Genomic DNA, 23391 nt, shown 5'->3' on the forward strand with positions numbered 1-23391 from the left:
TCTTATGGACTTGCGGGCGGACTGGCCGGCGGCGTCGTTGTCTGGGTCGGGGTGGTATCGACCGGAGCCGGTTCCACTTCCACAGCCGGCGGCGCTTCCGTGCCGACGGTGGGAGCCAGCTGCGAGCCGTCCTCCAGCGTCATGGTCGGCGCCACGCTATCCTCGATGCCCAACCCGTCCAGGGCCGGCTCATCGCTGGTCGCCGGCGTTTCTGGCACTGGCGCGATCGGCAGCGGCGGCGCCAGATTGGCATTGGCCGCCGGGATTTCCCCATTGGAGCCGAAATAGCGGAAGAATTCGCTATCGGGCGACAACACCATCGTGGTCCCGGTGCCGGTCAGCGCGGTACGGTAGGACTGCATCGAGCGGAAGAACTCAAAGAATTCCTCATCCTGACCATAGGCCGCCGCGAACAGACGGTTCCGCTCGGCATCGCCCGTACCACGGATGATTTCCGCATCGCGGGTCGCCGCTGCAACGATTTCGACGGCCTGACGGTCCGCGATGGCGCGCAGGCTCTGTGCCTGCTCCTGGCCACGGGCCCGCAACAGGGCCGCTTCCGCCAGACGCTCGGCGCGCATGCGCTCGAAGGTGGTGGCAGACACGTCCTGATCCAGGTCCGTGCGCAGGATGCGAACGTCGACCACTTCAATGCCCAGCTCCGCCATATCCGGACGGATCAGGTCACGCGCTTCCCGCATCATCTGCGGGCGCTGTTCGGACAGGGCCGCATTGAATTCGCGCAGACCATAGACCTGGCGCAAAGCCGAGTCGAAACGCGTCCCGATACGGTCATCGACCACCGAAAGCTGGCCCAGGGCGCGTTCACGGAACAGCCGCGGATCGGAGATGCGATAGGTCAGGAAGGCATCCACCTGGTAGAAGGCATTGCCCGAAACCTGCACCGTCATATTGGCAATGTCATAGCGCAACAGCCGGTTTTCGATGATCTGCACCGTATCCACGATATCGGTCGGGATCTTGAAGTAAAGCCCCGGTTCGGTGCGGATATCGGTGATCTGGCCAAAGCGCATGACGATGGCCTGTTCGCGCTCGTTCACGATGTAGAGCGAGGAGAACACGACATAAAGGGCGGCGAGAATGGCAACGCCAAGGATAATCAGACGATTGCTCATGGCTTAGTTCCCCGTCCCGGTTGTCGGTGGCGTGGTCGTTCTGGCGCCTGGGCGCAGTTCAGGCAATGGCAGATAAGGCACGACACCCTGCCCATTGGCCCCGCTCTCGATCAGCACCTTTTCGGAGCCGCTATAGACCTCTTCCATGGTCTCGAGGAACAGGCGCTTGCGCGTCACTTCGGGCGCATTGACATATTCGGCATAGATCGCGTTGAAGCGCTGCGCCTCACCGGTTGCTTCCTGCACCACGCGGTTGCTGTACGCAGCCGCATCTTCGCGCAGGGCCGCAGCCCGGCCACGCGCATCACCCAACAGGGTGTTGGCGTAGGAGCGAGCTTCTTCCTGCAGGCGCGTTTCGTCCTGGCGGGCACGCTGCACTTCGTTGAAGGCGTCGATGACTTCGGCCGGCGGACCGGCATTTTCGATCAGCACCTGCCCGATACGCACGCCCAACTGATAGCTGTCGAGGATCGACTGGGTGATCTGCTGGACTTCGAGCTCAATGCCGCGGCGGTCATCGCTATAGATGTCCTGGGCCGGACGGCGCCCTGCCACTTCGCGCATCGCGCTTTCCGCGGCATTGCGGACCATTTCTTCAGGGTCACGCACATTGAACAGGTAAGCCACCGGATCGCTCACCGACCACAGCGCCGAAAACTGCACATTGACAATATTCTGGTCACCAGACAGCATCAGCCCGCTGCCGCCATTGGAATTGGCGCGCGAACCCGAAGCCGTTGCCGCCCCGATCGTGGTCTGGTTCTCGGTGACCGTGACACGCTCGACGGTTTCGATCGGCCAAAGATGGAAATGCAGGCCCGGCATGGACAATTCGGGCTTGGGCTTACCGAAGCGCAGCTCGACGCCCACTTCCTGCGGATCGACCGTATAGATCGAATTCAGCCCCCAAAACGCGATGACGGCAAGCACGCCGCCAATCAGCGCCCAGCGTCCGCCGGGTACACCGCCCTTGAACTGGTCACGGCCGCGATTGAGAATATCTTCGAGGTTGGGCGTATTGCCACCCCCTGGCCGGCGTGGACCACCACTGCCGCCGCCACCGGGCGCTTGCCCCCAGGGGCCGCCATTATTATTGCGGCCACCCCCGCCTCCGTTACTCTCCCACGGCATCGCAATCCTTTCAGGATATGTTTGTTTCGTCGTGGACATATATAGGCAAGCGCGTCACCCGATCAATGCGCGGTTCCGTTATGTCGCTCATACACTTTGACGCGGTAGCCGGCCTGGTCCTTCTCCATCGGGGTCACCTCCGGCTCGTCCACAATCGCCCATTCTGCGGGGTTTATTGCGGGAAACCGGATGTCGCCCTCTGGCGAAAGTGCGATATGGCTGATGTAAAGACGGTCGGCCACGCCCATAAGCTGGGCATAAATATCGCCGCCACCGATGATCATGATCTCGTCAACACCGTCTTTTTCCGCAATTTCCCGTGCTTTTTGCAGCGCCGCATCCACGCTGGAAACCACCACCACCCCCTCGGGCTGATAGCCCTCCTGCCTTGTGACCACGATATTGGTGCGGCCGGGCAAAGGTTTTCCAACCGTCTCATATTGCTTGCGCCCCATGATCATGGGCTTGCCCATGGTCATGCGCTTGAAAAAGGCGAAGTCGGATGGGATGCGCCAGGGAATGGTCTGTTCGCTGCCGATCACGCCATTTTCGGCGACGCCGGCGATCATGGCAATTCTGATGCTCATAGCGCCCCCAGCCGGGCCAGCGCGTCGCCATCGACCCGCACCTTGGTCCATTCGTCCTGCATCACCCCACCCTGCGATTTATAGAAGTCGATGCTCGGCTCGTTCCAGTCGAGCACCCACCATTCAAAGCGTCCCAGCCCCTCGGCCACGCAACGCTGCGCCAGATTGATCAGTAAGGCCTTGCCGATCCCCTTGCCGCGCAAGGACGGGTCAACAAACAAATCCTCGAGCCAGATGCCGTGCCGTCCCTGGAAAGTGGAATAGGTATAGAACCAGAGCGCGAACCCCACCGGCTCGCCCTGCCATTCGGCAATCTCGCAGAACACTTTGGGATCCGCGCCGAACAGGTCGCGCACTATATCGGCCTCATTGGCCTGCACTTCGTGTTTGAGCTTTTCATAGGCTGCCAGCGCCCGCACGAAACCGACAATGGTCGCGGCATCAGCCGCAAGAGCCGGGCGAATGACCAGGCTCACGTTCAGTAATCCTCGTGCCGCTCAAGAATGAGAATCTCCAGTTCCTTCTCCGGGTAGAAATCGGTCGCCACCATTTCAAACGTCGTCGGCCCGGTCTTCTTGATACCCTCGCCACAGAATGACACCAGATTGGCTTCGTCGCCCTTGTCCACCACCAGCCGGAACTTGGGGATGTAGCCACCGCCCCAATTGCCGCCCGTGGTCAGGATGTAGGAAATCCAGCTTTCGTAGAACGGCGCCGCCCAGGGCTCATCCCCGCTCTTGACCGTCTTGCGCACGGCATTGAGGAAGGCCTCGTCCGTGCAATAGCGCTCCCGGTATTCCGCCGCCGGGTCGAACCCCTCATAGGGCTCGCTCAGGAAGCTGACGCCGGTCGTGCCGCCCACGCTGGGCTTATAGCGATGCTCGACCTTGACGGTTTCCCCGGCCGGGAAATTGGCCTCCCAGGTATAGGTCGCCCGATAGGTCCACATTGGATAATAGTTGGTCTCGGCGCCGTCGCTCTCGTCATACATATCGGGCACGAACATGCCCAAATGCAGCATTTCCGCCTTGGTCGCATCATCCAGCGCATCGGTTGCTTCATTGGTCGATTGCGCAAACGACACCAGCGAAATGCCCTTTTCGCGCAGATAGTCCGAGCGATCGACCCCCGCCGCGATGGCATATTCATGCAGCTCGGCCTTGACCGGCTGACCATTGAACGTGGTCTGGAAGTGGAAGAGATTGTCGTTCGGCCCATCGGGGAACGCGGTCGGCGACCACCAATCCGGCTCGATATCGGGCATGGGGAAGGCCACCAGCACATTCTGGTCTGTGTCGGTATTGTTCTGGAATTCATAGACGACGCGGATTTCGTCGCGCGAGATGAACAGCTCTTCGCTCAGCATCTTGATGTCGTCATTGATGACGAATTCCAGCCCGCCGGTAACCAATTGCGCCGCCGTATCATTCGCCTGCGTCGGCACCGCCACGGAGGCGGCGAGCACACAAACCAATCGCGAAAACACCCTCATGTTCCAACACTCCAAAAACGCATATGGCGTAAAGGGTTAGCCCCTTGTCCAGATTCTTTGCCACCAGATGAAATGGCGGCGCGACGTACGCCTGGCGTAAATCAGCCAGGCAAATGGCTGAACCATTTGCGTTCCAGCGCCGCATCGAGATCGATGCCATTCTGTCGCGCAAACAGCAGCAGCATAGCTAGGACGTCTGCCGCCTCGTCTTCCTTGGCCTGCTGCACGATACTTTGCGTAGCGCCCTTGAGCCGCCCGCGCCCGCTGGCCTTCAGATGCTCGGCCGTGAGTTCGCCCAGCTCCTCCTGCAGCTTGAGGATGTACCAGTCGTCATCCCGGGCAATATCGTTGCGCTCCGCGTAAATATCGGAAACGCGCGCCACCAGTTCGCTGATTTCGCTCAGGCTCCGGCTCATACCGCTATGGGCGCTTTGATATTGGGATGCGGATCGTAGCCCTCGAATGTGAAATCCTCGAACACGAAGTCCTCCAGCCGTTTCACATCCGGGTTGATCTTGAGCACCGGCAACGGTCGTGGCTCGCGGCTTAGCTGCTCCCTGGCCTGCTCGAAATGGTTGGAATAAAGGTGCACATCGCCAAAGCTATGGACGAATTCCCCCACTTCGAGCCCCGTCACCTGCGCCATCATATGGGTGAACAGCGCATAGGACGCGATGTTGAACGGCACGCCCAGGAACGTATCGGCCGAACGCTGATAGAGCTGGCAGCTTAGCTTCCCATTGGCGACATAGAACTGGAACAGGCAGTGGCATGGCGGCAGCGCCATCTCATCCACCTCGGCCGGATTCCAGGCCGAAACGATGTGCCGCCGCGAATCCGGCTTGGTCTTGATCGAATGCACCACATTGGCGATCTGGTCGATTTTGCGCCCATCCGGTGCCGGCCAACTGCGCCATTGCGAACCATAGACCGGTCCGAGATCGCCGTTTTCATCGGCCCACTCATCCCAGATCTTGACCCCGCGCTCCTGCAACCAGCGCACATTGGTCTCGCCGCGAAGGAACCAGAGCAGCTCATAAATGATCGATTTGCGGTGCAACTGCTTGGTGGTCAGCAGGGGAAAGCCCTGCGCCAGATCGAACCGCATCTGATAGCCGAACAGGCTGCGCGTACCGGTACCGGTCCGGTCGGACTTGTCCGTACCATGTTCAAGAATATCGGAGAGAAGTTTTAGATAGGGCTGCATGCCGGCACTCTAGACGATTCTCTTGGCGAACGGGCTCATCGTGATGCTGTGTCCACATCCCGACCGGTCAACGCGGTTCTCCATCATCGCCCGGCGGGGAACTGGATCGCCAACGGCCGGTTGTAGCAATACCGCGTCGCAAAGCTGGTAATAGAATACCGCATCAAGCACTGACACAGGCTGTCAGGACCCGGTGCTATTCGTTGGCCGCACCGCAAGGAGAAATTACAATGGCCGTCCAACATATCAATCCCCAGGGCATGTATAAGAGCCCGGTTTTCTCGCAAGGCATCATCCTGCCGGCGGGCGCCCGTATCCTGTTGATCGGCGGCCAGAACGGCGTCGATGCCAATGGCCAGATCGTCGGCAAGGGCGATGTCGGCAAGCAGACCGCGCAGGCGCTGGCCAACCTGCAAAAGGTGCTGGACGCCGCCGGCGCCAAACTTGAGGACCTGGTCAAGGTCACCATCATCATGCAGCAGAACATCGACCTCAACGCCGCCTTCGGCGAATGGATGAAAGTGTGGGGCCAAAGAACCAACCCGCCCACCGTCACCGGCTTCCGCGTCGCCGCCCTCGCCAATCCCGATGTCCTGATCGAGATCGAGGCTCAGGCGGTGCTGAAATGAGCCCGGTCCTGCGTCCCCTGCGTCCGCGCGAGACCATGCCCGGCTTCGTCAGCGCCGCGCTCGACGAACGCGGCCTGCGCGAAAAATACGACGCGCGCCCACCCTATCAGCGCAATGATTACCTGCTCTGGATCAACAAGGTCAAAACCGAGCAAACCAGGCAGAAGCATCTGGCGCAGATGCTCGACGAACTGGAATCCGGCGGCGTTTATATGGGGATGCAGTGGAACGGGTGAAGTGTTAGCCGGTACGCGCCTCGATGCTAACAGTCCGCTAACCAATTCGCCCTGTCGGTGAACGATTGCATCACCGGTCGGGTGCGCCTATATAGGAATTGCCCGCAAGGGCTATGGCAATAAACTGTCATCGTAATAAACCTTTCGGACCCGGGGGCAGTACCCGGCGCCTCCACCATCTAGCCCGCCAAAGGGCCAGCCAATGGGGGCGAAACAGGATCGACGAGGGCGTAAAGGGTGTGCTTTTGCTCGGTGAGGTACCACCGTTATCGGTCCAAAACTTATAGTTGCAAATGACAACCATAAGGCTCCAGTCGCTCTCGCTGCGTAAGCAGTGCTAGCATTGGGAAATTAAGTCCTCCGCTCCTAGCCGGGCGACAGGCGGGGTCCGCAGGCACCTGGCAACAGAAGCCTGCATTAACATTGTCCCAATCGCCCAAGCGTGACGCCTTTATCCTTGAATTCTCATGGAACGTGAGGCTGATATGGGCCATTCGGGATTCGCTCCCCAAGGCGCAAGAAGGGTAATTATGGCCGAAGATCACATGCGATACGACATTCTCGCCCAGGAAGCCCTGCGCGGCGTCGTGCGCAAGGTTCTGGCCGAAGTTGCCAAAACCGGCCTGCCCGGTGACCATCACTTCTTCATTTCCTTCGTAACCCGCGCCCCCGGCGTGCGCCTGAGCGAAAAATTGCTCGGCCAGTACGACAAGGAAATGACAATCGTCATCCAGAACCAGTATTGGGACCTCAAGGTCAACGAAACCGGCTTCGAGGTTGGCCTGTCCTTCGACGGCATCCCCGAAACGCTGGTGATCCCGTTCTCCGCAGTCAAAGGGTTCTTCGACCCCTCCGTGCAGTTCGGCCTGCAATTCGACCCGGCAACGGCCGCGCGGGATGACGGGCAGGAAGACAATGCCGACGACGCCCTTGAACACGCGGCCGATCCGGCTACCCCCGCCGACGACGAGAAGCCCGGCGAAAAGGTCGTGAGCCTCGACGCCTTCCGCAAAAAGCCGTAACGCCAGCCGGGCATGGAAAAGCGCTCGCTCTCCATTGCCGGCCATCGCACCAGCATCGCGCTTGAGCCCGAATTCTGGGCAGCGCTTGCCGAACTCGCCGCCAGCCGCGGCCAGACCATGGCCGGTCTCATCAAATCCATCGACGAAACGCGCCAGACGACAAACCTGTCCTCGGCGGCGCGATTGGCCGCACTCAAATGGTATCAGGACCGCGCGGCCGCTAGTTCAGCGGCAGAGTGAACGGCTGGTTGACCGGTGGCGGTGCCGGCAGCCCCAGGTCAAGCGGACCCTGCGGCTGAGACGGTGTGGGTTGAGGCTGCGTTTGCGGCTGCAATTGCTGTAGTTCGAGACGCCGCGCCTCTTCCGCCGCCTGCCGCGCAGCTTCTTCCTCGGCCCGGCGGGCAGCTTCTGCGGCGGCACGCTGGCGCTGTTCCTCGATCAGCCGGTTGCGCTCCTCGGCCGCCGCCCGCTGGCGCTCCGCATCCTCGGCGCGCAGGACTTCCAGGCGTTCCACTTCCAGCTCATTGGCGCGCACCTGAATGGCCGCGATCAGCGTATCCAGATCGAGCGTGGACACCGGCGTCAGCACACTACCCGATAGCTGGGTCCCGATCCGCGCCGTGTCGGCCGAGATGAGCCCATTGGCATCGTCGAACCCAAGCGGGGTCAGCGCAAACCCACCCTCGAGGCCAAGCGTGGCAAGCTGTACATTGATATTGCCAGCCAACCGGCCGCCCTGCCCTTCGACGATGAAATTGGCCAGCCGCGCCACGCCGCCGGCCACGGTGAAGGCACCGGTCGCCTGGCTCGCGGTAAACGGGCCCTGTTGCAAGGCCACGCCGATAATTCCGGCCAAAGCATCGGGTTCCATATTGAGCACATCATCGAGGCCCGACACAGCGCCGAACACGCGCGGATCAAGCTGATCCACCGCCAGATTGGTCAGCGTGAAATTGCCTTCGCCGGTCATGGCGCCAAACACCGAAGCCAGGCTTGCCCCGGTGCCCTCGAACCGCACGCCGCCCTCGATCGTGCCCCCCACCATCGCCGCCAAGGCCGGAAAAGCAATGGAGTTGACCGGCACACCGGCCAGGGTCAGTCGGCCGCTGACCGTCTTGTCCAGCAGCGCTCCGGCACAGCACACAGACAGATCGAGCGTCGCCTTGCCGCCGCCCAGCCCAGCTTCGAAGCGAGCGAGGCGCAGGCGGCTCTCATCCCAGCTTAGTTCAAAACTGGCATCGGTCATCCTTGCGACGCCGCCAGCCGAGACGAGCGGCGCAGTAATGCTGACCGAACCCCGCGTCTGGCGCGGTGCATCCCCCGAGGCGATTGGCCCTTCGGGCCATATGCTATCGCCCGGAACGAGCGCTGCGGAACCGAACACGGCAGTGGAAAGGCCTTCGACGGAAACCTCCTCAATGGTGAAATTACCTGCCACTGCCGCCGCATTATTGGTACGGGACAAGGAGAGCTCGCCGGTAAAGCCGGTTTCGCCGGAAGTTCCCTGCACATTGGTCAGCCGCGCCAGCCGCTCACCCTCGAAATGCAGGTCGGCACTACCCTTGGCCATGGGCAGGCTGAGATCGCGGCCGCCGGCAATCTGCGCTAACCCCCCGGCATCGGCCAGATCGACATTGAGCTGCCCCGTGCCTTGCAATTCGGCATTGGGGCCGAACACCAGATTACCGGCAAACCCGACGCTCTCGCTGCCGAGGCTGGTGGTAATGCTGCCATTCAGACTGGTGGACGGCGTGCCTTCGAGGCCAATGGCCACCAACATGGAACCCGGCCCGGCGAACAGATCGGCTTCACCCAGGCCGATCTGGCGCGTCAAGCCGGCGGTGTCGGTCGATTCCAGCATCGCAGTAACACGCAGTGGCGCGCTGAAAGCCGCCGCCAGGCCGCCGCCAAGCTGCAGGCGGGCATCGAGATTGGCGGCGCCAAGCGTGCCATCCAGGGTGAGCGTCTGCCCGTTCTCGCCCGCCGGTGCGCCCAGATCAAAGGCAATGTCGCCCGGTACGGAAAGCGCGAGGAAATTGCGCCAGTCCGCCGGCGTCTTCAGCCCCTCGTAAAGCGCCAGAAGCGCTGGCGCATCGCCCGAGCCGATTTTGATATTGCCATTGCCCACGAGCTGCGGCGCGGTCAACGTGCCGGTAAATTGGCCAGCGGCGTCGAAGCCCACGCCACCCAGATCATCAGCGGCAAGCCGCGTGAACTCGACCCCACCGGCGCTCCACATACCCTCCGCGACAAGACCCGCACCATCCAGCCCAAACAGCTGAGCGCTGTTGCCGCTGAGCGCAAAACTGCCCATGGGAAAGCTGATACCGAAAGTGGGGCTGGCGCCCATATCGGGCAGCAGAGCGCCGATCAGCGTGCTGCCGCTGGCGCCCAGGTCGTCGAAATGACCCACCACATCGAGCCGCTTTTCTGCGCCAAAACCCAGCCGCAGTTCCACCGCGTGGTCATGCTCATCCAGCGTCAGCCGCCCGTCGGTCAGGCCGAACGCGTCGCCGCCCAGCATGACGCGGCCCTCCAGCCTGCCCGGCTGGTTGAACAGCGGATTGTTCTCCAGCGGCTTGCGCCACAATGCAGCAAGACCATCGAGCCTGCCGCTGTCGAGCGAGGCCTGTCCGCGAAATGCCGGCGAACCATTTTCATCGCTCAGCGTGCCGCTGGCGCGCAATTCGGTTTCCCCCGGCAGACCGGCGATGAATTGCTCGATCTGCCAGGCCTTGCCATCGGTGCTGGCATCGACGCGCACATTGCGCAGGGCAAAACCGCGCAGCCCGATTTCGGCCAGGTCCACCCCGATACGGCCGGGAATGGGCGGAATGAGCGGCGCGGGAAGCTCAGCAAGCAGGCGGACGGCCTCATAGGGCTGGGCATTGGCGTCTTCCTTGGCATCGCGCGGCGGCAGCGTGAACACGCCGCCCGAGATCACCGCATCAAAACTCTGCTGCGTGCCCAATTGAATGCTGGCAGCGCCGGTTAGCCTGGTGCCGGCCCGATTTTCGTCTGGCTGCAAAGTATAGCCCGACAGCACCACCCGATCGGTCGACGCCGTGATTCGGCTTTCGAGCACCAGATCGCCATGGATTTCGTCCGCATTTTGCGCCACTGGCGGGCGCTTCCGATAGGTCATCGTCCCGTCGAATTTGGGCGCCATGCCCGCCGCCAGCAGCCCTTCGACGGCAAACGAAAATGCATCCGATTCCGGCCTGACCGCAGCCGTGACCCGGCTCGATCCGTCGCTGGCCAGCGGCGCCGAATTGAACCGCGCCGTGTAGCGCCCGCCATCATAGCTGCCCGAGCCCTGAAATTGCAGTGGCCCGGCAAGACCGGAAAGTTTGAGTTCTCCATCGACCTCGCTGGCCTCGTAGGTCTTGCGCACCCGCCGATCCATCAGCCGAACGGTGGCGTCGATAATGCTGGCCTGCGCCAATCCCACCCCGGTTCCCGTGCCATTCGGAGCAAATCCGCTGCCAAACAGACCGCTTTCGTCGATAGTGAAATCCACCACCGGCTCGCGCAGCACCAGCCGGGTGATGTTGTAGTGATCGCGTAGAAAATCCATCAGGGAGAATTCGGCCTCGACTGCGCCGACGGTCGCGGCGGGCTCGTCAGCCGATCCCACCAGCACATCGGTGAAGTTCAGCCGTGGCTGCGGCAGCAGGGAAAACTCAATATCGCCGCGGATGATGACCTTGGCGCCCAACACCCCGCCGGCAAGCTCTTCCATGCGTTCGCGATAGTCACCCCATTGGATGAAGCGCGGCGCGATAAACGCTCCGGCGAGTACGAAAATCGCCAGCAAGCCAACGATGATATAGATGCGATTCAGCACGGTTACGCATGGGTCCGGTTTGCGCGCAGAGTTTAGGCACTTGCGCCCCCTAAGCAAGCCCGCCATTGCCTTGATTCACGCTATGAAATTGTCGGGGTAAAGGCAGGTGCCATCACGCCTTTGCGACGGGCAAAGCAAAAACGGCCGGGCGCTGGGCCCGGCCGTCACCGTCAATTGGTCTCTATCGATCAGAGCTTGCCGATCGACCAGAACAGGGTCTCGCCCGAGCTGTCATCGACACCGTCATTGTCGGTGATGACATAGCCCACACCGTCGGCGTCGACGGCAAAGCTCTCAACCTTGTCGACCACATAGCCATTGAGGCTCTTGAGGTCGGGAACCAGGTCGCGCACCAGCTCCTTGGTGACGACAGGCAGTTCGCCGCCAAGCTCGGCAGCCACAAGTTCAGCGACCGGCACGCGATAGAGTGCCTTGAGCTGCGCATTGCCGGCGATCTGGTTGTCACGCTCGATGATATAGACGTAGTCGCCATGGGCGGTGATTTCCGACAGGCCAACCCACGCGCCTTCCGAGGGGGCCTCCAGCGCGTAGGCGACAGCGCCCCATTCCTCGGTTGAAGGCTTGTAGCTGACGAGCTTGACCTGGCCCTTGGGATCATCCTTCCACTCGCGCTGGATAGCGATCCACAGGGTCATGTCGTCACCCTCGCCAATGGCGGTGATGCCTTCCGAACCCGAGCGGATTTCATTGGCCAGCAATTCGGCCGGGAACGCGACCTCGTCCTCGATCTCGCCATCGGCGTTCACGTGGTAGAGCGCATGCGGCGTCAGCTTGGCGGTATAGCCCTCCGAAGCCAGCCAGAAGCCGCCTTCCCCATCCAGCGCAATGCCTTCAAGGTCGAGCTTCTGGGCGGGAGCGCCGTTGCGGGTGATGATGGTCTTCTTGATGATACGGGCAGGCTTGGCGGTCGCATCGATCTCGTAGATCGCAGCTTCCGCGAAGGCGCTGTCGTTGACGGCATAGAGGGTGCCTGGCTTTTCGGCATCGCCCACGGCGCCCGAAAGTGCCGCCCAGCCAATCGGCTTACCGTCGGCGTCGAGGTCGGACATGATCTGTGGATAGGCCGGCTCGCTTTCGCTGAGTTCGAAGATCATGACATGGGAACCGGCCAGCCCATCGGGCGACAGGTCGGTTTCGTTGGCGGTCACATAGAGATTGCGCGACGGGATCGCCAGCGCACCTTCTGGACCGACCCCCGAGGGGAGTGACTGCCAATATTCCGGCTCGCCGCCGGTATCCTTGTAGACGGCCACGAGCGAGGAACGTTCCTGGTTCACGAAAATGAACCTGGTGTCGCCATAAGTGCCCACTTCCATGCCTTCGGGCTCAACGCCCTTGGCGTCCGAACGCCCCTCTGGATAGTGGCCGAGCTGGGCCGCGATATATTCCATCGACGGGCCGCTTTCATAGAGAACGGTGCCGTCTTTGTTGAAGATGGTGAAGCCGCGCGCACCGCCTTCATAATCGCCTTCATTGGCAGTGACGATACGATCGTCATCCAGCCATTGCAGGGCATCGGGTTCGCGCTTGCGGCCCGGCTGGCTCTCGGTGAAGCTGAGACGGTCGTCTTCGGTGGCATCAATGCCTTCGAGATCGACGGTGCCGGCGCTGAAATCACTGATGATCTCGCCGGTCTCGCCGTTGAGGATCACAATATGATTGTTTTCCTGCAGCGTCACCGCGAGTTCGTTGGCGCTGTTGAAGTCGGTATATTCCGGCTCGGCATCCTCACCGGCAAAATCTGCCACGCCGGCCAGTTCGGTAACCCGCATGCTGGCGCAATCGACGGTGCCATCGGTCACCGGGAAGAACGTGATGTTACCGCTCGGCAATTGCGGAATTTCACCATCGTTGAGGTCTTCGTCGCGCTGGTTTTCCATCGAGATGGCCACCAGCGATGCGTCTGCATTCTTGGCAATGGCGTCAGGCTGCCCCCCAAGATCACAAGTAACCTCGATAGCCTTGGTCGCAATGTCGATGACCGACAGATAACCGGTGGGAGCGGTGAAGTCTTCGCTCGTATCCGAAGTCACGAGGACCTTGCCGCCAATGACCGTTACAGAGGTCGGGCCGCCATCGAGTGCAACAAAGCCAGCGGGCTTGGGCGCGGCCGGATCGGTGATGTCGACAAACCCGATGCCACCCAGCAGGGCGTTCGAATAGACCAGCGTCATACCGTCTTCGGTGGCCGTAATGATCTCGGCCGAATTCTCGGTGCCTTCCTCGGCGTCCGGATTGTTCAGCGCGACGGGAAAGCTAGCAATGCGATTGAACACTTGTTCGGCATGGACCGAAACGGTCGTCGCCAGCAAGGCGGCCGTGAGTGCGGCAAGAAATTTCGTGGAATACATGGTTCAAGCCCCTGTTGAAGTCCAGGGGACTGCCCTAGGCCGCGCGCATAAAACTTCGATGACAGGGATATGACGGTGCTGTGACGCCGCGTTCTTCTATACAGCGGAGCCCGCGCCACCTATATTGCACCGTGAACAAAAGAAGATTCGTCAATACCCCCACGGCGCAGCCAGCTCGCGGCGCGACGTGATGGAAAGGCTCTGGATGCCCGGCACTAATCACAACACCGAACGCCCGCCTGCCGGGTCGATCACCAGCCAATTCGGCCGGCGGGAAACCCCTGCCTATCTCGATGGCCTCAATGATGAACAGCGGCTTGCCGTGGAGACCATTGATGGCCCGTTGCTGGTGCTCGCCGGCGCCGGCACCGGCAAAACGCGCGTGCTGACAACGCGCATTGCCCACATCATCAATACCAATCGTGCCTGGCCCTCCCAGATTCTGTCGGTGACCTTCACCAACAAGGCCGCCCGCGAGATGAAGGAGCGGATCGAGAAACTTGTCCCCCGGCTCGAGGCAATGCCCTGGATGGGCACATTCCACTCCATCGGCGCCCGTATCCTGCGCCAGCATGCTGGCCTCGTGGGTCTGACCAGCACCTTCACCATCCTCGATACGGACGATCAGATCCGGCTCATCAAACAGTTGCTTGATGTGGAGAATATCGACGAGAAGCGTTGGCCCGCCAAGCAATTCGCCGGCATGATGGATGCCTGGAAGAACAAGGGCCTGTTGCCCAAGGATGTTTCGCCGGCCGACAGCGGCGGCTATGCCAATGGTCGCGGCGCCAAGCTCTATGCCGATTACCAGGCGCGGCTGAAGGTGCTCAACGCCGCCGATTTCGGCGACCTGCTGCTCGAATGCATTCGCCTGTTCAAGGAACACCCCGACGTCCTGGCCGAATATCACCGCAAATTCAAATACATGCTGGTAGACGAATACCAGGACAGCAATGTCGCCCAATATCTCTGGCTGCGGCTTCTCGCGCAGGGCAAACCGGCCAGCGAGGCCAATATCTGCGTGGTCGGCGACGACGACCAATCCATCTATGGCTGGCGCGGCGCCGAGGTCGACAATATCCTGCGCTTCGAAAAGGACTTTCCCGGCGCCAAGGTGATCAAGCTCGAGCGCAATTACCGCTCGACCTCCAACATCCTCAAGGCCGCCTCCAATCTCATCGCCTTCAATGAAAGCCGCCTCGGAAAAACGCTGCAGACCGATGTTGGTGAAAAGGGCGAGCTGGTTTCTGTCACCCAATTGTGGGATTCCGAGGAGGAAGCCCGCACCGTCGGCGAGGAGATCGAGCAATATCAACGGGCGGGTGAAGCGCTCAATTCCATGGCTATCCTGGTCCGCGCCTCCTTCCAGATGCGCGAATTCGAAGAGCGCTTCATCACGCTGGGGCTGAATTACCGCGTCATCGGCGGCCCGCGCTTTTACGAGCGCAAGGAAATCCGCGATGCCATCGCCTATCTGCGCCTTGTCGCCCAGCCGGCCGACGATCTGGCGCTAGACCGCATCATCAACACCCCTAAGCGCGGCCTCGGCGATTCTACGGTTCAACTGCTGCACAGTGCCGCCCGCGCGGCCAATGTCCCCCTGCTTTCAGCCATCCGCATGCTGGTCGATACCGAGGAACTCAAGCCCAAGCAGCGCACGACCTTGCGCAGCCTGGTGTCCCAGTTCGACGACTGGACGTTCCACGCCCAGACCATCAAGCCGTTCGAGCTGGTCGAACGGATCCTCGAGGAGAGCGGCTATACCGACATGCTCAGCGCCGACAAGTCGGTGGAGTCCGAGGGCCGCAAGGAAAACCTCAAGGAACTGAGCCGCTCGATGGAAGAGTTCGACACCCTCGGCGGCTTTCTCGAACACATCGCCCTGGTGATGGACCGCGACAGCACCGAGGCGAGCGATGCCGTCACCATCATGACCCTGCACGGGGCCAAGGGTCTGGAATTCAACACCGTTTTCCTGCCCGGCTGGGAGGAAGGCACCTTCCCCAGCCAGCGCTCGATGGATGAAAGCGGCCGCGCCGGGCTCGAAGAAGAGCGGCGCCTCGCCTATGTCGGCATCACCCGTGGCCGCAAGCGCGTGCGAATTTCTGCCGCCCAGAACCGGCGCATCCATGGCCTGTGGCAATCGGCCATTCCCTCGCGCTTTCTCGATGAATTGCCGGCCGACGCCGTCGAGGTGACCGATACCGGCTCCTCCTATGGCGGCTATGGCTATGGCGGGGGCGCCACCAGCCGCTTCAACAAGGCCGACCCGTTCGAAAGCGTCTATGAAACCCCCGGCTGGCAGCGCGCCCGTGCCCAGCAGGCCAGCCGCAAGGGCAGCGGCCCGATGACGATTGACGGGGACCTGGTCGCCCGCTCGGTCGATCTGGGCAACGACAAATCCGCCTTCAGCTTTGGCGAACGCGTCTTCCACCTCAAATTCGGCTATGGCGCAATTGCCGGGATCGAGGGCAACAAACTGACCATCGACTTCGAGCAAACCGGCCGCAAGAAGGTGCTGGACAGCTTTATCAGGAAGGGGTGAGGCCCCGCGCCCCACCCCGCTCTGGTTACTCCGCGAACACTTCCTTGGCCGCAAATAGCCCGTTGAGTGCGGCCGGGAAACCGGCATAGACGGCCATTTGCATGATCGTTTCAACGATCTGGTCGCGGCTCAGGCCGACATTGAGCCCGGCCCGGATATGCACCTTCAATTGCGGACGCGCATTGCCCATTGCGGTCAGCGCAGCAATGGTCGCGACCTCCCGTGCCCGCAAATCGAGGCCCGGCCGCGAATAGATGTCGCCAAACGGAAACTCGACAATGTAGCGGGCGAAATCCGGGGCGATATCGGCCAGCGAGGCGATCACGGCTTGGCCGCCCTCGCCATCGATCTCAGCCAGCTTGCGCGTGCCGCGCTCATAGCGGCTTTCGGATACTTCATTCATGGCAGTGCCTTTCAGTTCTGATCAATCGTCATAGGAGGCGATCTTGGCACCGAGCACTTCAAGACAGGCGATCAGCTCCTCGACATGCTGTCGCACCGCATCGCGATGCTCGCTGAGCAGGGCTTTGCGTTCGGCATTTGAGGATGGCCCGGCGGCACGCAATTCGGCATAGCGCAGCATCTGCCGGATCGGCATGCCGGTGGTTTTGAGCCGGCCAAGAAATTCGATCCAGTTGAGCGCCCGCTCGTCATACTGCCGGTGCGTCGCACCATTGCGCGGCGCCGGCGGCATCAATCCAATGCGCTCGTAATAGCGGATCGTGTGGGCCGAAAGGCCTGTCCGCTCTGCCAATTCGCTGATCTTCATAGCTGCCTTCTCGTCTCGATTTACCTCTGCTACAACTTCGAGCGCACTCTAAGTCAATAGGTAAACCGAGCGATGATCGTCAGCACCACACCCACTCTGGAAGGCCGCCAGATCAGCGAATATCTGGGTATCGTTACCGGCGAGGTCATTGTCGGCGCCAATATTTTCAAGGACCTGTTCGCCGGTATTCGCGATATCGTGGGCGGCCGCGCGGGCGCTTATGAATCAACGCTGCGCGATGCCCGCCGTGAAGCGTTCAGCGAATTGGAAGCCGAAGCCAGGCGGCTGGGCGCCGATGCCGTGGTGGGTGTCGACATCGATTACGAAGTCGTCGGCCAGGGCGGCTCCATGCTGATGGTGTCGGTTTCCGGCACCGCTGTCAGGCTCTAGAATCCGATCCCGCCCAACGGTTCGGTTTCGAAATACTCCCCGAAACCGGCAATGATCGGCTTGGCCCTGGCAATGGTCGCTTGCACATGCGGCAGTTGCAGCGAGGCGGCGTGGCTTTCCTTGCTGTCCCACACTTCGGTGATCCAGATGCCGTCCTCGCTCGCCGGATCGCGGGCGATCACATAGCTGATGCAGCCGGGCATGGCGCCATTGCCCTCCAGCATGATGGCCAGCAATTCCTCGCGCCTGCCCGGCGATGCCAGCATTTTGCCGATCAGGCCATACATTGCACTTCTCCCCCTAAGGCTTGATCAGGCCGCCGCTATAACGCAGCCCGTAAGCCTTTGTTCCAGCGCAATAAATGGCCTCCTCGCCGGAGAACAGACCGACTGCGCCTTCGGACTTATCCACGTGTTCCCCGTGAGGCCCGCCCCCCAGAAATCGGTGCCACCAAAATAGCTGTCGCGATAGCGCCACGGCCCTTGCGACCATACCAAATCATGCGAGCCCTCTCGGCTCGACGCGGATTTTTCGCCTCCGCCGACATAACAGGCTTGTTTTGCAGCCACTATGGCGGCGTTGAGCGCAATCAAATCCATTTTTCTGCCTCCGAACAAACCATGAACGAACGCTTGGTATTCGTCAAGGAAATCGTGGCGCATTGACTTGTTTGGAGCGCTGCCGCAACAAGGGGCCGATCAAATGAAAGCCCTGCCCATGTCCGTTGACCAGCTCTCCGCCCCGCTCACCAAGGAACAGGCCTATGCCCTGGTCGATGCCGTGATGGAGCGGGACGATCTGGCGCTGACCGCCTCGGCGCATGAGAATGAAGAGACGGGCGAATGGTTCTTCGAGGCTACGTGCGATAGTCCGCCCGATCTTGAATCATTTTCTGAACTTGCCCGGCAAACCCTTGGCGGCGCTGTCGATTTTTCCGTTTCGCCAATTGATCCGCAGATCAATTGGGTGGCCAAATCGCTGGAAGGTCTGGCCCCGGTGATTGCGGGCGGCTTCTATGTTTATGGCAGCCACGAAACCGGCCCCATTCCGGGCGGGCTGACGCCAATGCGGATCGATGCGGCGCAGGCTTTTGGCACGGGACACCATGAGACGACCACGGGATGCCTCGAAGCCATCGACAAGGTGCTCAAGCGCCGCCGCCCGCGGGTTTTGCTCGACGTGGGGACCGGTACGGGTGTGCTGGCAATTGCCTTGGCCAAGCGGCTGCGGCTGCCGGTCATTGCCAGCGATATCGACCCTATTGCGGTGAAGACGACCATTGAAAATGCTCAACAAAATGGCGTCGGCAAGTTCATTATCGGCATCGAGGCGACGGGGCTGACCAATCCGACCATTGCGGGCAATGCGCCCTATGACCTGATCGTCGCCAATATCCTGGCTGGGCCTTTGACGGCGCTGGCGCCGGCCATGGGGCGGGTGGCCGGGCGGGGTGCGACCATCATCCTGTCAGGCATTTTGCAGCACCAGGCGCGGGGCGTGATCAATGCCTATCAGCGCCAGGGCATGATCCTGATCGAAAAGCTGCAGCGCAAGGATTGGACCACGTTGATCCTGGAAATGCGGTGAATAGCTTCACATTCGATCCCGGGGCGCCCTGGCCGGCTTTGAGCTAGCAATCGGCTAGCATAGGCGGTCACCTTTTGGCCCGGTGCGGGCAGAGCGATCATCCTGCCCGGAAAAGCAAAATCCCCGAACTCGCGTCCGGGGATCGATCAGATCGTCAGCAGTAAACTGCAGCGGCCTTACGGGCGCTTGGTGAATGCGCCGATCAGCTGGTGCTGCATGCGATAGCTGACCTGACGGCTCGACTCGCGGCCACGGGCGTCGATAACGGCTCCCAGTGCCTTGCGGAAATCGTTCTTGCTCTCGGTCATCTCAGTCTCCATGCATGTCGATGATCTATTGCCATCGACAGCAGGATATCTAGTCCCTCCCCTTGGCTTTGGTTAGGGGGCAAACGGCAAGCCAGCCATGTCAGTTTCGCAAGCCCCGTTACTGCCACGTTAATTTGCCGTTCAGACTTCGCAGCGCGCCGGCCTCTGGCCGAGCCGGCAATTTGAAAAATCAAATCGTCGGCTCGGTTTCTTGTTGTCGCAAGGTTTTACGCGAAAAGCCGGTTCCCACCTTTTCGCACCTTGCTTTAAGGTGTCGCATGAGCCGAACAGGAACGACGCCATGACAGACCAGACTTTTCCGCCAGCCATCTTCCAGAGCTTTGAGGAAAAGGCCGATCCCAAAAATGTCGCGCCCCGCCTGAAGGCCTTGCGGGCGGCCATGGCCAAGGCAGGGGTGGACGGGTTCCTGGTGCCACGGGCCGATGCCCATCGCGGCGAATCGGTTCCGGCCAGCGAAGCGCGGCTGGCCTATCTCACCGGCTTCACCGGCTCGGCCGGTATCGCCATGGTGGGTAAGAAGAAAGCGGGGCTGTTCATCGATAGCCGCTATACCTTGCAGGCGCCGGCGCAGACCGACACGGCCAAGGTGAGCGTGCATGAAGTGCTGCAAGGGGGGCTGCCGGTCGAGATCGGCGATTATGTGCCCAAGGGCGGCACCATTCGCTACGATCCCTGGCTGCATACGCCCGCCGAAATCCGCGACCTGCAGGCCAAGCTGGGCAAGCGCGCCAAGCTGATGCCCGGCCCCAATCTGATCGACGCGATCTGGAAGGACCGGCCTGGCGCGCCGGTCAGCCCGATCGAAGTGCTCGGCCATAACCGCGCCGGCAAGACGGCGGCGGACAAGATTGCCGATATTCAGGCGAGCCTGGCCCAGGACCGGGCCGATGCCGCTGTGCTGACACTGCCGGAATCGATCTGCTGGCTGCTCAACATTCGCGGGCGCGACGTGCCCAACACACCCTTCGTGCTAGGCTTTGCATTGGTGCCACGCAAGGGCGAGCCCTCGCTCTATCTCGACCCGGCCAAGATCACGCCGGAGCTGACCAGGGCTCTCGATGGCGTCGCCAAGGTGGTGAGCAGCAAGAACCTGCCCACGGCGCTCGCCAAGCTGGGCAAGGACAAGAAGACGGTGCTGATCGATCCGGCGACGGCGCCAGAGGCCATTGCCGCGACGCTCAAGAGTGCAGGCGCCGCGCTGATCGAGAAACGCGATCCGGTACTGCTGCCCAAATCGCGCAAGAATGAAGCTGAACTGGCAGGGATGCGCGAGGCGCACAAGCTGGATGGCGTGGCTCTGGCCAAGTTTCTCGCCTGGTTCGACGACAAGGCGCCATCGGGCGAGTTGACCGAAATCGGCATCGTCACGGCACTCGAAGCCTTCCGCCGCGAGGACGAGACTTGCGTGGATGCCAGTTTCGACACCATTTCGGGCGCGGGCGGCAATGGCGCGATCGTGCATTACCGGGTGACCGACAAGACCGATCGGGTGCTCAAGCCGGGCGAATTGATGCTGGTGGATAGCGGGGCGCAATATCTGTCGGGCACCACCGACATTACCCGGACGATGGCGACCGGCCCGGCGACCGACGAGCAGCGCGACCGCTTCACCCGCGTACTCAAGGGCATGATCGCCATTTCCATGGCGCGCTTTCCCAAGGGCACCTCGGGCGCCCAGCTCGATGTGCTGGCGCGGCAATTCCTGTGGCAGGATGGGGTGACCTATAATCACGGCACCGGACACGGCGTGGGGGCATATCTGGGCGTGCATGAAGGCCCGATCGGGATTTCGCCGCGCTATACGCTGCCGCTCGAGGTGGGGAATGTGATCTCCAATGAGCCGGGCTATTACAAGACCGGCGAATACGGCATCCGCATCGAAAACCTGATCGTGGTAGTGGAGAGCCCCAAGACGGGGTTCCTGGAATTCGAGACGCTGACGCTGGCGCCGATCGACAGGCGGTTGATGGATGTTGGGATGCTGACCGCGGGTGAGCGGGACTGGCTCAATGGCTATCACCAGCGGGTTTGGGCGGAGATTGGTCCAGTGGTGACGGGCGCGGTGAAGGATTGGTTGAAGGCGGCGACGGCGGCGATTTGAGGGGGCTATCGGGATAGGCTATCCAGCGCTGGATGTGTGGATAGGGGTGGATTGGCACAAAATCACTGCATAACCACCGCTTTCTCCCTCGGGCTTGACCCGAGGGCCTACCGGGGTTCCACCCGGGCGCCTGGCTTGCGGCGAGTGGCCCTCGGGTCAAGCCCGAGGGAGATGCGGTGGGGAGGCGAGCTCACCATGAGGTCTTCTATTGTCGCCAGCTAATTAGCGATGCTAGCGGCGCCGGCGAAGATTTCGCTGAGGCGATATTGGTTTTCCGGATTGGTGGAGACCACGTCATCGATCCGCCAGCCGCCGTCTTCGAAGACCAGGTCATAGGTCAGGTGGCGTGCCGCGCCGAAATTACGGAAATCGACATCGACAATGGCCGTGTCGCCATCGATCTGCGGCTCGCCGATGACGAAATCGGTCAATTCGTAATCCTGCCCGTCGATATAGGGATCAAAGCTCAACGCGCCCATTTCGCCCGCCGGGGTGGAATCCGCATCGGCATCGTAGAGCGCCTGCAGGGCGGCGGAGCGGAACGGGCTCTCGTCCTCGTAGAATTCGCCCGAGACATAGGGCTCGTAGAAAGCCTCGAGCAGATCCTGCGGCGTATCATAGGCCTGGGCATTGGCCAGGCCCGTCAGGGCAAGGAACAGGCTCGCGGCCAGGGGGACGAGGCGCATGATGGTCTCCACAATTAGGCTCAGTTGAACCAGAAGGCGTAATTGAGCCAATTGGTGCCGAAGACCCGATTGGCCTCGGCAAAGCTGGCGCCATCGGCAATGGGCCCGTCCTTGAGATAAGGCAGGGCACCGGAGCCGGTGATCAGCATGACGATGTCGGTGCGCGTGGCGGTTTCGAAATAGGCCTTGAGATCAAAGCCCTGCTTGAAGCGCCAATGCGGCACCAGCAGCTTGCCATCGAGCACTTCATCGACCGTATCGAGCGTTGCCATCCAGGCATCGACGGTTTCCTGGGTGACAGGCGTGTCCGGCAGCAGCGAGGTCTGGCTTGGCGAGGGCACCAGCTCACGGTTGTCGTCGGTCTCGGCCAGGATGGCTTCCCAGTTCTGGCGGGACAATGCGGTGATCGACTTGAGGCGGGTCAGCACGCCGGCCAGGCGGGCGGTGTCGAGGACCGGGAAATTCATCGTGTGGATGGCGGCGATGATATCGGCAATGCCGGTATCGCTCTCCGGGTCCATGAACAGCATGCCGCCGCTCGAATAGTCCTGCATGGGCAGGCCGGATTTGGGGAAGGCGCGATGCAGGTAGGCGTTAAAGAAGTCCGAGAAATCATGGGCAAGCAGCAAATCCACCGGCGCCGCCACGACCTGTGAATAGCCGGCGAACCAGATGGCGTCGGCGCGATCGAACCCGATCGTGGTATCGACCGGTGCCGGCGTATCCCCCTTGGTCTTGCCGCCGGGCGGCGGGCCATCCGGAGCAGGAATATCGGTGAATTCGCCCATCGAGCCGATCAGCGCACCGAGCGTCTCACCCTCGCCGGCTTGTCCGTCGCCGTTGAAATCGATCCGCACCTTGAATGGATCGATGGCGATGACATAGTCACCCTCGATGCTGGCAAGGTCAAAACCAGTGCGCGCTCGATCGAGATCATCCAGGAAATCGCCAAGGACGGTGCGCAGCCCCTCATAGGTCAGCGGTTCGGGGTTGGGATTGGCCGGGATGCTTTCGACCCCCATATTCAACCCGAGCAGCATGGCCGCGGGAGAGGTGCCGGGCGTGGTCGCGCCATACCGATAGAGATCCTGCGCCAGACCTTCATAAGCCGTGACGAATTTCAGCAAGCCAAGGGCGAAGCACCCCTCCTGGTCCGGGGCGTCGCAGGCACGGCCCGCGTCGGCGAGACCTTCGGCCGCCGTGCCGGCATAGAGATGCTCGATCAGCGCATCGCCCGCCTCCCCCGCCATGGCCGGAACAGCCAGAGCCAGAAGTGCCGCCGCCGCCAGAATATTGCGCTTCATCGTCTCTCCCTTCGATGAGCC

At 61.5% G+C, this 23391-nt stretch carries 23 protein-coding genes, 1 other RNA gene and 1 pseudogene; 9 read left to right on the forward strand and 16 right to left on the reverse strand.

The window, feature by feature from the left end:
- Positions 1–2: 2 nt before the first annotated feature.
- The 7 genes from FF80_RS12935 to FF80_RS12965 all read right to left on the reverse strand — a co-directional run bounded on the left by FF80_RS12935 (position 3) and on the right by FF80_RS12965 (position 5553).
- The gene (locus tag FF80_RS12935; protein WP_081917424.1) at positions 3–1136 is read right to left on the reverse strand and encodes a protease modulator HflC; all 1134 of its coding nucleotides are present in this window, start codon (positions 1134–1136) and stop codon (positions 3–5) included.
- Positions 1137–1139: 3 nt separating this feature from the next.
- Positions 1140–2267 (reverse strand): FtsH protease activity modulator HflK, encoded by a 1128-nt coding sequence (hflK, locus tag FF80_RS12940; protein WP_052153528.1) that lies wholly within the window; start codon positions 2265–2267, stop codon positions 1140–1142.
- 62 nt (positions 2268–2329) lie between these two features.
- Complete coding sequence (locus FF80_RS12945) at positions 2330–2854, reverse strand: dihydrofolate reductase (RefSeq protein ID WP_035101048.1); 525 nt, start codon at positions 2852–2854, stop codon at positions 2330–2332.
- The gene (locus FF80_RS12950; protein ID WP_035101050.1) at positions 2851–3330 is read right to left on the reverse strand and encodes a GNAT family N-acetyltransferase; all 480 of its coding nucleotides are present in this window, start codon (positions 3328–3330) and stop codon (positions 2851–2853) included. Before FF80_RS12950 ends, FF80_RS12945 begins: the two co-directional genes overlap by 4 nt.
- Positions 3331–3332: 2 nt before the next feature.
- A complete protein-coding gene (locus FF80_RS12955; RefSeq protein WP_035101052.1) occupies positions 3333–4346 on the reverse strand; it encodes a DUF4424 domain-containing protein in 1014 nt (337 codons plus the stop codon).
- A gap of 101 nt (positions 4347–4447) precedes the next feature.
- Entirely contained in the window at positions 4448–4762 is a 315-nt protein-coding gene (locus tag FF80_RS12960; protein ID WP_035101054.1) for a hypothetical protein, read from the reverse strand.
- Positions 4759–5553 (reverse strand): thymidylate synthase, encoded by a 795-nt coding sequence (locus FF80_RS12965; RefSeq protein ID WP_035101056.1) that lies wholly within the window; start codon positions 5551–5553, stop codon positions 4759–4761. Before FF80_RS12965 ends, FF80_RS12960 begins: the two co-directional genes overlap by 4 nt.
- Positions 5554–5783: 230 nt before the next feature.
- Between FF80_RS12965 and FF80_RS12970 the strand changes: the two genes are divergently transcribed.
- The 5 genes from FF80_RS12970 to FF80_RS12985 all read left to right on the forward strand — a co-directional run bounded on the left by FF80_RS12970 (position 5784) and on the right by FF80_RS12985 (position 7680).
- Positions 5784–6182, forward strand: coding sequence for a RidA family protein (locus FF80_RS12970; protein ID WP_035101059.1), 399 nt, complete (start codon positions 5784–5786; stop codon positions 6180–6182).
- Entirely contained in the window at positions 6179–6418 is a 240-nt protein-coding gene (locus FF80_RS12975; RefSeq protein WP_035101061.1) for a YdeI/OmpD-associated family protein, read from the forward strand. Before FF80_RS12970 ends, FF80_RS12975 begins: the two co-directional genes overlap by 4 nt.
- A gap of 61 nt (positions 6419–6479) precedes the next feature.
- Positions 6480–6837, forward strand: a transfer-messenger RNA (tmRNA) gene (gene ssrA, locus FF80_RS21415).
- A gap of 111 nt (positions 6838–6948) precedes the next feature.
- Positions 6949–7440, forward strand: coding sequence for an SspB family protein (locus FF80_RS12980; RefSeq protein ID WP_035101064.1), 492 nt, complete (start codon positions 6949–6951; stop codon positions 7438–7440).
- Between the two features lie 12 nt (positions 7441–7452).
- Positions 7453–7680 (forward strand): ribbon-helix-helix domain-containing protein, encoded by a 228-nt coding sequence (locus tag FF80_RS12985; protein ID WP_035101067.1) that lies wholly within the window; start codon positions 7453–7455, stop codon positions 7678–7680.
- Here the strand turns inward: FF80_RS12985 and FF80_RS12990 are convergent.
- Both FF80_RS12990 and FF80_RS12995 read right to left on the reverse strand, forming a co-directional pair.
- A complete protein-coding gene (locus FF80_RS12990) occupies positions 7661–11287 on the reverse strand; it encodes an AsmA family protein (RefSeq protein WP_035101073.1) in 3627 nt (1208 codons plus the stop codon). The genes FF80_RS12985 and FF80_RS12990 overlap by 20 nt on opposite strands.
- A gap of 188 nt (positions 11288–11475) precedes the next feature.
- Positions 11476–13659, reverse strand: a complete 2184-nt coding sequence (locus FF80_RS12995) for an esterase-like activity of phytase family protein (protein WP_035101076.1) — start codon at positions 13657–13659, stop codon at positions 11476–11478.
- 205 nt (positions 13660–13864) lie between these two features.
- Here FF80_RS12995 and FF80_RS13000 point away from each other — a divergent pair, with 205 nt between their 5' ends.
- Positions 13865–16204 (forward strand): UvrD-helicase domain-containing protein, encoded by a 2340-nt coding sequence (locus tag FF80_RS13000; protein ID WP_035101078.1) that lies wholly within the window; start codon positions 13865–13867, stop codon positions 16202–16204.
- Between the two features lie 25 nt (positions 16205–16229).
- On the opposite strand, the gene FF80_RS13005 is transcribed toward FF80_RS13000, so the two are convergent.
- Entirely contained in the window at positions 16230–16607 is a 378-nt protein-coding gene (locus FF80_RS13005) for a carboxymuconolactone decarboxylase family protein (RefSeq protein ID WP_035101081.1), read from the reverse strand.
- Between the two features lie 21 nt (positions 16608–16628).
- Positions 16629–16973 (reverse strand): MerR family transcriptional regulator, encoded by a 345-nt coding sequence (locus FF80_RS13010; protein WP_035101355.1) that lies wholly within the window; start codon positions 16971–16973, stop codon positions 16629–16631.
- Between the two features lie 72 nt (positions 16974–17045).
- On the opposite strand from FF80_RS13010, the gene FF80_RS13015 reads away from it, so the two are divergent.
- The gene (locus tag FF80_RS13015; RefSeq protein WP_035101084.1) at positions 17046–17363 is read left to right on the forward strand and encodes a heavy metal-binding domain-containing protein; all 318 of its coding nucleotides are present in this window, start codon (positions 17046–17048) and stop codon (positions 17361–17363) included.
- On the opposite strand, the gene FF80_RS13020 is transcribed toward FF80_RS13015, so the two are convergent.
- Together FF80_RS13020 and FF80_RS21420 are read right to left on the reverse strand one after the other, a co-directional pair.
- Positions 17360–17650 carry a putative quinol monooxygenase gene (locus FF80_RS13020; protein ID WP_035101087.1) on the reverse strand — a complete coding sequence of 97 codons (291 nt, stop codon included), beginning with the start codon at positions 17648–17650 and terminating at the stop codon, positions 17360–17362. The genes FF80_RS13015 and FF80_RS13020 overlap by 4 nt on opposite strands.
- 13 nt (positions 17651–17663) lie before the next feature.
- A pseudogene (locus tag FF80_RS21420) lies at positions 17664–17962 on the reverse strand (DUF5680 domain-containing protein).
- Between the two features lie 103 nt (positions 17963–18065).
- Between FF80_RS21420 and FF80_RS13025 the strand changes: the two are divergent.
- Positions 18066–18950: a 50S ribosomal protein L11 methyltransferase gene (locus FF80_RS13025; RefSeq protein ID WP_052153530.1), complete on the forward strand. Its 885-nt coding sequence runs from the start codon at positions 18066–18068 to the stop codon at positions 18948–18950.
- A 176-nt stretch (positions 18951–19126) separates the two neighbouring features.
- Here the strand turns inward: FF80_RS13025 and FF80_RS22345 are convergent, their stop codons facing one another.
- On the reverse strand, positions 19127–19258 hold the full coding sequence (locus FF80_RS22345; protein WP_262166763.1) for a hypothetical protein: 132 nt from the start codon (positions 19256–19258) through the stop codon (positions 19127–19129).
- 301 nt (positions 19259–19559) lie between these two features.
- Here FF80_RS22345 and FF80_RS13030 point away from each other — a divergent pair, with 301 nt between their 5' ends.
- Complete coding sequence (locus tag FF80_RS13030) at positions 19560–21380, forward strand: aminopeptidase P family protein (RefSeq protein ID WP_035101089.1); 1821 nt, start codon at positions 19560–19562, stop codon at positions 21378–21380.
- A gap of 218 nt (positions 21381–21598) precedes the next feature.
- On the opposite strand, the gene FF80_RS13035 is transcribed toward FF80_RS13030, so the two are convergent.
- Positions 21599–22066, reverse strand: a complete 468-nt coding sequence (locus FF80_RS13035) for a DUF3828 domain-containing protein (protein WP_035101091.1) — start codon at positions 22064–22066, stop codon at positions 21599–21601.
- A gap of 20 nt (positions 22067–22086) precedes the next feature.
- Positions 22087–23370 (reverse strand): hypothetical protein, encoded by a 1284-nt coding sequence (locus FF80_RS13040; RefSeq protein WP_035101094.1) that lies wholly within the window; start codon positions 23368–23370, stop codon positions 22087–22089.
- Positions 23371–23391: the final 21 nt, after the last annotated feature.

Origin of the sequence: Devosia sp. LC5, from assembly GCF_000735585.1 — a bacterium.
GTDB lineage: Bacteria > Pseudomonadota > Alphaproteobacteria > Rhizobiales > Devosiaceae > Devosia.